Origin of the sequence: Streptomyces armeniacus, from assembly GCF_003355155.1 — a bacterium.
GTDB lineage: Bacteria > Actinomycetota > Actinomycetes > Streptomycetales > Streptomycetaceae > Streptomyces > Streptomyces armeniacus.
In genome coordinates this window covers 2,508,975-2,519,235 of the sequence record NZ_CP031320.1, presented here as the reverse complement: position 1 = coordinate 2,519,235, position 10,261 = coordinate 2,508,975, and the positions used below count along the sequence as shown (strand labels likewise).

Below are 10,261 nucleotides of genomic sequence, written 5' to 3'. Positions count from 1 at the left end.
CTTTGAGATGACCGGGTTGATAGGCCGGATATGGAAGCCTCGTGAGGGGTGGAGTTGACCGGTACTAATAGGCCGAGGGCTTGTCCTCAGATGCTCGCGTCCACTGTGTTGGTTCTGAAACCACAACCAGCCGCACGCCCCCATGCGTGGGGTGTGCTGGTGTTGGGTGCTGGTTTCGTTGTGTTTCGGTGGTCATAGCGTGAGGGAAACGCCCGGTTACATTCCGAACCCGGAAGCTAAGCCTTTCTGCGCCGATGGTACTGCATACGGGAGTGTGTGGGAGAGTAGGACACCGCCGAACTATCTTTAGGGGTAGCCCCGTTGGCCTTGTGCCGACGGGGCTGTCTCACGTTCAGGGCAGGTGCCTCGTAGGCTGGCGCAATGCGCTACGACCTCGTCATCTTCGACAACGACGGCGTCCTTGTGGACAGTGAGCCGATCGCCAACCGGATTCTCTCCGCCTATCTCAGCGAGTTGGGCCACCCCACCACCTACGAGGACGCGCTCCGCGACTACATGGGCGGGTCCGTGCAGCGCGTGCACGACCTCGTACGCGAGCGGAGCGGGCAGCAACTCCCGGCCGACTTCGACGAGGTCCTGCACCAGCGCACGTTCGAGACCTTCCGGCGCGAACTCCAGCCCGTGACCGGTGTGTCCGAGGTGCTGGAGAAGCTGGCGGCCGACGGCGTCCCGCGCTGCGTCGCGTCGTCCGGGACCCACGAGCGCATACGTGTCGCGCTCCACAAAACCGGCCTCTACGCGCACTTCGGCGAGGAGCGCATCTTCAGCTCCCAGGACGTGGCCCACGGCAAGCCCGCGCCCGATCTGTTCCTGCACGCCGCCGCGGCCATGGGCGTACGGCCCGAGCGGTGCGCCGTGGTCGAGGACAGCCCACTCGGCGTACGGGCGGCGCTCGCCGCGGGGATGGACGTGTACGGGTACACGGCGATGACCCCGCCCGCCAAGCTCCGCCAGGCGCAGGCAGAGGCCCGAGGAGAGTCGCGGGTGGACTCCCGCGCCGGCGTCCTCTTCGACGACATGAGCGCCCTTCCCGGCCTGCTCGCGGGCTGAAGGGCCGGAACGGGTCGTTCACCGCGCCGGACGGTACGGTGTCGGCATGAGTGGCGGTGCGCAGCTGATGTGGGACGAAGCGGTCGCGGGTTACGACTTCGGTCCCGGTCATCCGATGGACCCCGTCCGTCTGTCGCTGACGATGCGGCTGATCGAGGCGTACGGCCTGGACCGGGAGCCCGGTTTGAAGGTCGCGGGTGCCCCGTCGGCCGGTCTGTCGACACTGCGCCTCGTCCACCGGCAGGACTACATCGACGTCGTGAAGCGGGTCTCCGCCGACCCGACGACAGCGGACGGGTCGTACGGGCTCGGCACCGCCGACGACCCCGCGTTCGCGGGGGTGCACGAGGCGTCGGCGCTGATCGCGGGCCAGTCCGTCGGCGCCGCCGAGGCCGTGTGGCAGGGCGAGGCGCTGCACGCGGTGAACTTCACCGGCGGCTTGCACCACGCGATGCCCGGTTCCGCTTCCGGTTTCTGCATCTACAACGACCCCGCCCTCGCCATCGCCCGCCTCCTCGAGCTGGGCGCGGAGCGCGTCGCGTACATCGACGTGGACGTGCACCACGGCGACGGCGTGCAGACCGTCTTCTGGGACGACCCGCGGGTGCTGACCATTTCGCTGCACGAGCACCCCCGCGCGCTGTTCCCCGGCACCGGCTGGCCCGAGGAGAGCGGCGGCGAGGACGCCGAGGGGACGGCCGTGAACGTGGCGCTGCCGCCCGGCACCGCGGATGACGGCTGGCTGCGCGCACTGCACGCGGTGGTGCCGGAGCTGCTGGAGGCGTTCCGGCCGGACGTGCTCGTCACGCAGCACGGTGCGGACACGCACATCGACGACCCCCTCGCGCACCTCGCGGTCTCCCTGGACGCCCAGCGGGCGGCGGCCGAGGCGTGCCACGGCTGGGCACACGAGCTGGCCGGCGGCCGGTGGGTGGCGCTCGGCGGAGGCGGCTACTCGGTGGTGGACGTCGTACCCCGCAGCTGGACGCACCTGGTGGCGATCGCGGCGGGCGCGCCGGTGCCGCCCGAGACGGTGGTGCCGGAGGAGTGGCTCGGCACGGTGTACTCCCGTACGGGAATGTCGACGGCGCCGCGACGCATGACGGACGGCCGCGAAGCGGCCTGGAAGGCGTGGGGAGAGTCGGGCTACGACCCGGCCGACGCGCTCGACCAGGCGGTGCTGGCCACGCGCCGCGCGGTGTTCCCGGCGCACGGGCTGCTGCCCTGACGGCGTACGGGCGTACGGGCGGACTGACTGACCGGCGAACGGACTGACCGGCGTACCCGCGTACGCACGCGCGCTGCGCCCCACGGGTGATGCCGCCCCGAACCCCCGCCCTCCACCCCGTACGGCCGCCAGCATGGTCGGCATGGAGTGCGTGCTGAGTAGTGCTGCCGCCGGACTGCGGTCCCATCTGCTGTCGTCCCGGCTGGCCGGGACGGTCGCGACGACGCGCGAGAAGAGTCTTGAGCGGTACCGCCTGTTCGCCGCCCGCGACCCCCGCGCGCTGCTCGGTCTGGAGCCAGAACGGGACTGGAGCGTGCCGGACTTGGTGGCCCTGATGGCCGCCGAGTGCGGCGTCTCGCCCGACCCGGCGCGGCTGACCGGGCAGGACACGATCGACCCGGACCGTACGGTGGCCGCGCTGGACGCGTTCGCGGCGCGGCTCGCGGCGGCGGCGCGGCGGCGGGCTCCGGTGCTGCTGGGAACGGGGCATCCGGGCCGACTCCTCGGGTTCTACGCTTCGTTGGCGTCGGGCCTCTCGGCGGCCGGCTGCCCCGTACTAGCACCAGCGGAGGGCAGCCGTGTCGACATAACGACCCGGTTCGGCGTACGCCCGTACAACCTTTCCTACGTACGGGGAGTCGCGTTGGTCCACGAGCCCGGCGCTCGCCCAACTCCGGGTGCGCCGGGCGCACATACCCACTCACCCCTCCCGTTGCGTACGGCACTGGCCGCGGCCGCGACCGGTGACGGGCCCGTTCCGGAACTGGTCATCGGTGATCATGGTTGGGTCTGCGCAGCAGGTCAGCTCGGCATCGAGGCGATGGGGCCGGGTGATACGGACGACCCGGCGCTGTTCGTCGGACAGGCCGAAGGCCGGGTGTCGGTCGCCGTTCCCCTCGATGACACTGCGCGGCCCGACCGCTACGGACCGCTAGCTCACTATGTACTCAATCGAGCGTGTCTGTCACAGTAGGAGACCGAACGCTACTCCTCTTCCCCACTTGCATCACCCGCACCTAATCTGGGGAGGAGCGCACATGCGAGCAGGAGTCACCGGAGGGGAAGCCGGTGCCCGACATGTGCGGAAGGTCAGGTGTGACATGGCTGCTGGCGAGAGGCCTCTCAACGAGGTCGTGTTCCTGACCGTGGCGGAAGTCGCCGCGGTGATGCGAGTGTCCAAGATGACCGTGTACCGCTTGGTGCACAGCGGTCATCTGCCGGCGATCCGGGTGGGCAGGTCATTCCGGGTCCCAGAACAGGCCGTTCATGACTACCTCCAGGAGTCGTACGTGGGGGTGGAGAGCGCTTAGCCGTCCTTGATCGCGAACGGTCCGCAGAGTTCCGTGGAGTTCCGCGGAGTGGCACGACGGACCTCGGTTTACGAGCATCACTCGGTGGCGGGTAGGCTGGCCCCATGTAGGTCGTGTGGGCTCGGACGCCCCGCACCGAGTGATTCGAGATGAGTTCTCCCCGCGTCAGTGGGGATGACCGTGAGCGAGGGTAGTCGTGGGCTCTGTTATCAAGAAGCGGCGTAAGCGGATGGCCAAGAAGAAGCACCGCAAGCTGCTCAAGCGCACGCGCGTGCAGCGCCGCAACAAGAAGTGAGCGAGCGCGCTGCTCGTTGACCGCCGCTTTTCGCCCCGCACCGCAGTGTGTGAGGCGGCGAGCGGCGGTTTTGTTGTTGCCTCGCGCCGTCGCGGGACACGTGGGACACCGGACGATGGGGAGAGTTCGTGGGCAAGGTCGTGCTCGTCACCGGTGCCGCCCGGCAGCTCGGTGGCCGTTTCATCCGCCGTGTGCAGCGCGACCCGGATGTCGAGCGGGTGATCGGCGTCGACGTGGTGAAGCCCGTCCACGAGCTGGGGGACGCGGAGTTCGTACGGGCGGACATCCGGCAGCCGACCATCGGCAAGGTCCTGGTGGAGCACGACGTCGACACCGTCGTCCACATGGACATCCACGGCACGCCGCTGAGCCCGCGAGGCGCCCGTGCGGCGGTCAAGGAGACCAACGTCATCGGCACGATGCAGCTGCTCGGCGGCTGCCAGAAGGCGCCCGGCGTGCGGCGGCTGGTGGTGAAGTCGAGCATCGGCGTCTACGGTTCGGCGCCCCGCGACCCGGCCGTCTTCGACGAGAGCACCCCGCCCAAGGCGCTGCCCAGCGGTGGCTTCGCCAAGGACGTGGTCGAAATTGAGGGGTATGTACGGGGTTTCGGCCGCCGCCGCCCCGACGTCTCCGTGACGGTGCTGCGCTTCGCGCACGTGCTCGGTCCGACGGTGGACTCGCCGATGGGCGACTACTTCGCGCTGCCCGTGCTGCCGACCGTGCTGGGTTACGACCCGAGGCTGCAGTTCGTGCACGAGGACGACGCGGTCGAGGTGCTGCGGATGGCGTCCGGCGAGCCCGCCCGCGGCACGTTCAACGCGGGCACCTTCAACATCGCCGGTGACGGCGTCCTGCTGCTGTCGCAGTGCGCGCGGCGGCTCGGCCGCCCGACTGTCCCGATGCTGCTGCCCGCGATCCGCTGGGGCGGCTCGGCGCTGCGCTCGGTGGGTCTCACGGACTTCTCGCCCGAGCAGATCCGGCTGCTCACGCACGGCCGGGTCGTACGGGCCGTGCAGATGCGGGAGGTGCTCGGGTTCGCGCCGCGCCACACCACGGCCGAGACCCTCGCGGACTACGCGCGCACCCTCGGCGAGGGCCTGCTGCCCCCGGAGCGGCTGGCGGGGGCCGTCGACCGGTTGGCGGCGCGGATGTCCGTACCGTACGCGTACGGGCGCGCGGGGGAGTCCGACCGTACGGGGGAGCAGCTGCACGAGGAGGGGCCGCACCGCCATGGCTGACGCCAAAGTGATCCCGTTCGACGACGACGGCCGGCGGCGGCGCCGTACGGACGGCCCGCAGGACGCGCCTCCGCGGGCGTCGGCGGCACACGACGCGCCGCAGGAGCCGCCCCCGTCCGAGTCCGGGGCTCCGCCCCGGACTGACGCGCCGGAGGACGACGCGCCCCCGCAGGGCCGCGGCTGGGAGGAACGGGCCGCCCGCGGGCTGGCGTTCCTCCGGCGCCGGATCACGGGCGACTACGAGGTCGACGACTTCGGCTACGACGCCGAGCTCACCGACCAGGTGCTGATGTCCCTGCTGCGCCCGCTGTACGAGACGTACTTCCGCGTCGAGGTGAAGGGCATCGAGAACATACCGGCTGACGGCGCCGCCCTCGTGGTCGCCAACCACTCCGGCACGCTCCCACTCGACGGGCTGATGCTGCAGGTCGCGGTGCACGACAACCACCCCGCGGGGCGTACGCTGCGACTGCTCGCGGCCGACCTGGTGTTCATGCTGCCGGTCGTGAACGAGCTGGCGCGGAAGGCCGGTCACACGCTCGCGTGTGCCGAGGACGCGCACCGGCTGCTTGGGCGCGGCGAGGTCGTCGGCGTGATGCCGGAGGGCTTCAAGGGGTTGGGAAAGCCGTTCGCGGAACGGTACAAACTCCAGCGTTTCGGGCGAGGCGGCTTCGTGTCCACCGCGCTGCGGACGGGCGCGCCCATCGTGCCGTGCTCGATCGTCGGAGCCGAGGAGATCTACCCCATGCTCGGCAACTCCCGGACGCTGGCGCGGCTGCTGGGCCTGCCGTACTTCCCGGTGACGCCCACGTTCCCCTGGCTCGGTCCGCTGGGCGCGGTGCCGCTGCCGACGAAGTGGACGATCCAGTTCGGCGAGCCGATCCCGACCGACGGCTACGCGCCGGAGGCGGCGGACGATCCGATGCTGATGTTCAACCTGACCGACCAGGTCCGGGAGACCATCCAGCACACCCTCTACAAGCTGCTGGTCCAGCGCCGTTCGGTGTTCTTCTGAGCGGTCCGGACCGCGACCCGGACCGCCGTTCCGACTGCCGTCCGGGTTCGCCGGACGCGGCGGACTCCGGTGTACGCGGGCCTACTTGTCGCCGCCCTTCCCATCGCCGCCCAGCCCCGGCAGGACCTCGGGGACCAGCGGCGGCAGGGTGATCTCCGGCGCCGGCTGCTTCGGCGTCTCCGACCCGGGGTCGGTGTCCGCCCCGGACCGCCGGCCGTCGGGCCTGCCGGACGGGTCGAAGAGGCCCTTGCCGCCGAGCAGTCCGTCGTCGGCCGATTCGGAGCCGGAGCCGGACGGCGTGGGCGTGCCCGAGTCCTCGCCCGTACCGTCCGCGGGGTCCGTCGACGAGGACGGTGTGGGCCGCGGCGGAGCGTCGTCCTCGGTGCTGCGCCCCTCGATCCCCGGGTCCTTCTCGGCGGGCGCGGCGTCGTCGGGCGACGGCGGGAACAGCGACCTGAGCGGACCGACCTCCTGCTCTATGGCGTCGAAGACGGAGCTCACCCGCTCCCCGACGTCGGAGAGCTGCCCCGGCAGCAGGTCGCGCAGCTGCGCCCAGCGCAGCCGGTGCTCCTTGGAGAAGGACGAGAGCGACTGCATCGTGCCGATCTTGCCGTCCCGTTCGTACGCCGCGCTGAGCAGCCGGTGGCCCTCGGAGGCGTCGTGCTGCATGCCGGAGAGCGCCCGGCGGACCTCCTGTACGGACTCGTGGTCGAGGTCGCCGGAGCGGCCACGCTCGACCAGCCGGCGGGCCTCACGCAGCCGGGTGGAGGCGTGGTCCAGATAGACCTTGCCGCGGTCGGCGTCGTCGCCCGCGAGGTCCAGCTGGATGCCCTCCATGCCCCGCTTGAGCCCGTACAGCGTGTCGCCGGGGAGCGCGTCCGAACTCGCCGCCGCGGCACCGCCGAACGCGGTGGCCGCCACGCCCACGCTCAGGCCGCCCGCCGCCAGCCCTTTGCCCAGCCGGGTCTTGGGGCGCAGCCGGGCCATGGCGCTCAGCGGTGGCGCGCGGTGCGCGCCTCTGCCCGTACGGGCGCCGCCGCGCTGCTCCGGCACCGGACGCCCGTCGCCCCTGCCGGCGGCGCCTTCGCCGAGGGAACCCTCGGCGAAGGCGGCCTCCATGGCGGCGATGAGCTGGGCCCGTTGGACGGTCTTCACCTCGGGGTCCAGGTCGGGCTTCGGCAGCGCGTCCAGTCCGTCCGCCACGGCGAGCAGTACGGACTGCTCGTGGTCGCCGTCGGCCGTTTCCTCGCCGACCTCGCGGTCGTGCTCGTCCAGGGCCTGGGCGAGGGCATGTGCCCGGCGGCTCGTCGACACGGATCCGATCACCGGCGGCACCTCCTCTCGTCAGCACGCGTCGACCCCCGCGGCAGGGAAGGAGTACGGCCCGCCCTCGTCCGCTCGGTGAACGGAAACCCAGGGCACGGCATGACCGCGGGGCGTCTGCATCCCCCTCAACGAGCGGAAAGCCAGTCGGGTTACGGAGTCACGATGATGTGACCGGGGGTGCCTGTGCTGCTACGAGTGGTTACCGCACGTCCTCCGGGAGGAGCCGGGCGAGCGTACGGACCGCGCGGTACTGGAGGGTCTTGATCGCGCCCTCGTTCTTGCCCATGATCCGGGCCGTCTCGGCCACCGTGAGGCCTTGCAGGAAGCGCAGGGTCACGCACTCCTGCTGCTGCGGGTTGAGCCTGCGGACGGCCTCCAGGAGTGCGGCGTTGGAGAGGGTCTCCAGAACCGATTCCTCGGGGCTGCGCTCGACTTCGTTCGCGTCGAGCATCTCGCCGGTGGTCACCTCGAGCCGGAAGCGGCTCGACTTGAAGTGGTCGGCGACCAGGTTCCGGGCGATCGTGACGAGCCAGGCGCCGAAGTCGCGGCCCTGCCAGGTGAACGTGCCGATGCGGCGCAGGGCGCGCAGGAACGTCTCGCTCGTGAGGTCCTCGGCCGTGGCACGGCCGCCGACGCGGTAGTAGATGTAGCGGTAGACGGTGTCGCTGTACTGGTCGTAGAGGCGCCCGAACGCGTCGGACTCGCCGTTCTGGGCGCGTTCGACCAGATCCATCATGCGGCGGGCGTCGCTGTCGCTCACCGCCGGACGGCGGCGTGCGGTCGAGGTGCCGGAGGAGCCGGTGCGGGCGCGTCTGCCGACGGCCCGGGGGCCCGTGGTGGCGCCGGTGGTGGCACCGTCGGCGAGTGCGTAGCAGGGGCGTGCGGGGACAGGTGCGGCTGCGGCGAGGGCGGGGACGGCGTACGCGGTGGGGACGAAAGTACGCAACTGGTCGACGACCGTTGTGCGCAGCGTAGCCAGGCCCGAGGTGTCAACCCCGACGTGTGGGTACACGGGACTCCCAGAGGCAGAGCTTCCATACGTGCAGAGCGGGACCTTGCGTCCGGTGCAGGGACGTGTGGGTACCGGATTGCGTCTGAGGAGAATAACGCTTCGTACAGGGAGCGCTACACCTAGTTGCTGAAATCGCCGATTCGGTTTGATCTGTTACGTGTTGACACTCGACCAGAAATCGAACACGTAGGGGGTGCTGACCGCTTTGGGAGCAGGTTTTGTCGATTACGTGGCCACTTCCGGCCGATTGCGGATCGCGGGACTGGCGGGGCGCAGGTGGGGGTAAAGGAGTGCGATGGGCGCGCGTGTCGTCGCCGTGCCCCGTTCGCACGCCGCCGTGCTCCCGGCGCGGGCAGTCGCGTTGGCCGCCCCGTAGTGCGTAAAGGCGCTAGCGGCGGCGGCGTTGGAGTGCGACGGCGGCCGCCGCGCCGCCCGCGACCGCGCCGACTCCGGCGGCGGCCGGTATGCCCACCTTCGCTGCCTTGCGCCCGGTCCTGTAGTCCCGCAGCCGCCAGCCCATTTCGGCGGCGTGCGCGCGAAGCCGGCTGTCAGGATTGATCGCATACGGATAGCCGACGAGCGACAGCATCGGAATGTCGTTCGCCGAATCGCTGTACGCGGCGCACCTGTCGAGCTCCAGATGCTCCGCCGCGGCCAGCGCGCGTACGGCCTCCGCCTTGGCCGGGCCGTGCAGCGGCTCGCCGACGAGACTGCCGGTGTAGACGCCGCCGACGGACTCGGCGACGGTGCCCAGGGCGCCGGTCAGTCCCAGCCTGCGGGCGATGATCGTCGCGGTCTCCACGGGCGCGGCGGTGACGAGCCAGACCTTCTGCCCGGCGTCCAGGTGCGCCTGCGCGAGGGCGAGCGTGCCGGGCCAGATGCGGCCGGCCATGTACTCGTCGTAGATCTCCTCGCCGATCGCCATGAGTTCGGACACCCTGTGGCCCTTGACGATGGACAGGGCGCTGTCACGGGCGTCCTGCATGTGCCCGGCGTTCTCGGCGCCCGCGAGTCTGAAGTACGCCTGCTGCCAGGCGAACCGGGCCAGCTCGCCCTTGCTGAAGAACTTCCGCTTGTACAGCCCGCGGCCGAAGTGGAAGAGGGCCGCGCCCTGCATGATCGTGTTGTCGAGGTCGAAGAACGCCGCGGCGCGGGTGTCCCCGCTGACCGGGAACTCCGGCGCCTCCTGCTTGCGCGCCGCCTCGGCGGCCGCCTCGCCCGCGAGAACGCTCCGCGCGGTCGCGGAGCGCCTACGGGGAGTGAGCCAGGACGGAATGGCCATACTGCGAGCATAGCCAGTCCGCCCGGTGGGTCCGTTACGGGCGGATGTCAGCTCGGGAACGCGGCGCAGGACAATGGGTCCCATGGAGACGCAGGAGCCCCAGAAGAAGGTCACTCTGATCGGGAAGCCCGGCTGCCATCTGTGCGATGTGGCCAGGGACACGATCGTCAGGGTCTGTTCCGAGACAGGCGCCGGCTGGGAGGAGAAGGACATCAACCAGGATCCGGAGCTGTACCGGCTGTACTGGGAGCAGATCCCCGTGGTGCTGGTGGACGGCGCACAGCACGACTTCTGGCGGGTGGATCCGGAACGGCTGCGGGCGGCGCTCACGGGCTGAGGCGTACGGCCGCACGGCGCCCGCGCGGTCCGTAATCGACTGGAATTCGATTACCATCGAGGTCGTTTTGAGTTCCGGGGGCGTATACGTGAGGAGTGTGACCGCGTGTCCCCCTTGGTGCATGTGGCGCCGGTCACGTTGACCGGA

General features: G+C 70.7%; 11 protein-coding genes and 1 rRNA gene. 9 read left to right on the top strand and 3 right to left on the bottom strand.

Annotated features, from left to right (window positions below; genetic code table 11):
- Positions 1 to 184: 184 nt before the first annotated feature.
- The 8 genes from rrf (at position 185) to DVA86_RS10950 (ending at position 6,157) form a co-directional block, all read left to right on the top strand.
- Positions 185 to 301: ribosomal RNA gene (gene rrf, locus DVA86_RS10985) — 5S ribosomal RNA — on the top strand.
- A gap of 80 nt (positions 302 to 381) precedes the next feature.
- The gene (locus DVA86_RS10980; RefSeq protein WP_208877751.1) at positions 382 to 1,071 is read left to right on the top strand and encodes an HAD family hydrolase; all 690 of its coding nucleotides are present in this window, start codon (positions 382 to 384) and stop codon (positions 1,069 to 1,071) included.
- Between the two features lie 46 nt (positions 1,072 to 1,117).
- Complete coding sequence (locus tag DVA86_RS10975; protein WP_208877749.1) at positions 1,118 to 2,299, top strand: acetoin utilization protein AcuC; 1,182 nt, start codon at positions 1,118 to 1,120, stop codon at positions 2,297 to 2,299.
- 151 nt (positions 2,300 to 2,450) lie between these two features.
- A complete protein-coding gene (locus tag DVA86_RS10970) occupies positions 2,451 to 3,272 on the top strand; it encodes a phosphatase (protein WP_208884600.1) in 822 nt (273 codons plus the stop codon).
- A gap of 127 nt (positions 3,273 to 3,399) precedes the next feature.
- Positions 3,400 to 3,609 (top strand): helix-turn-helix domain-containing protein, encoded by a 210-nt coding sequence (locus DVA86_RS10965; RefSeq protein WP_121518344.1) that lies wholly within the window; start codon positions 3,400 to 3,402, stop codon positions 3,607 to 3,609.
- A gap of 196 nt (positions 3,610 to 3,805) precedes the next feature.
- Positions 3,806 to 3,904, top strand: coding sequence for a 30S ribosomal protein bS22 (locus DVA86_RS10960; RefSeq protein ID WP_003948845.1), 99 nt, complete (start codon positions 3,806 to 3,808; stop codon positions 3,902 to 3,904).
- Positions 3,905 to 4,032: 128 nt separating this feature from the next.
- Positions 4,033 to 5,142, top strand: a complete 1,110-nt coding sequence (locus DVA86_RS10955) for an NAD-dependent epimerase/dehydratase family protein (protein WP_208877747.1) — start codon at positions 4,033 to 4,035, stop codon at positions 5,140 to 5,142.
- Positions 5,135 to 6,157, top strand: coding sequence for a lysophospholipid acyltransferase family protein (locus DVA86_RS10950; protein WP_208877745.1), 1,023 nt, complete (start codon positions 5,135 to 5,137; stop codon positions 6,155 to 6,157). Before DVA86_RS10955 ends, DVA86_RS10950 begins: the two co-directional genes overlap by 8 nt.
- An 81-nt stretch (positions 6,158 to 6,238) precedes the next feature.
- Here DVA86_RS10950 and DVA86_RS10945 read toward each other — a convergent pair whose 3' ends face one another.
- From DVA86_RS10945 to DVA86_RS10935, 3 genes are all read right to left on the bottom strand, one after another.
- Entirely contained in the window at positions 6,239 to 7,483 is a 1,245-nt protein-coding gene (locus tag DVA86_RS10945) for a DUF5667 domain-containing protein (protein WP_208877744.1), read from the bottom strand.
- 199 nt (positions 7,484 to 7,682) lie between these two features.
- On the bottom strand, positions 7,683 to 8,495 hold the full coding sequence (locus tag DVA86_RS10940) for an ECF subfamily RNA polymerase sigma factor, BldN family (RefSeq protein WP_208877743.1): 813 nt from the start codon (positions 8,493 to 8,495) through the stop codon (positions 7,683 to 7,685).
- 388 nt (positions 8,496 to 8,883) lie between these two features.
- Positions 8,884 to 9,777 carry an HAD family hydrolase gene (locus DVA86_RS10935; protein WP_208877741.1) on the bottom strand — a complete coding sequence of 298 codons (894 nt, stop codon included), beginning with the start codon at positions 9,775 to 9,777 and terminating at the stop codon, positions 8,884 to 8,886.
- A gap of 82 nt (positions 9,778 to 9,859) precedes the next feature.
- On the opposite strand from DVA86_RS10935, the gene DVA86_RS10930 reads away from it, so the two are divergent.
- Positions 9,860 to 10,114, top strand: coding sequence for a glutaredoxin family protein (locus tag DVA86_RS10930; protein WP_425470808.1), 255 nt, complete (start codon positions 9,860 to 9,862; stop codon positions 10,112 to 10,114).
- Positions 10,115 to 10,261: the final 147 nt, after the last annotated feature.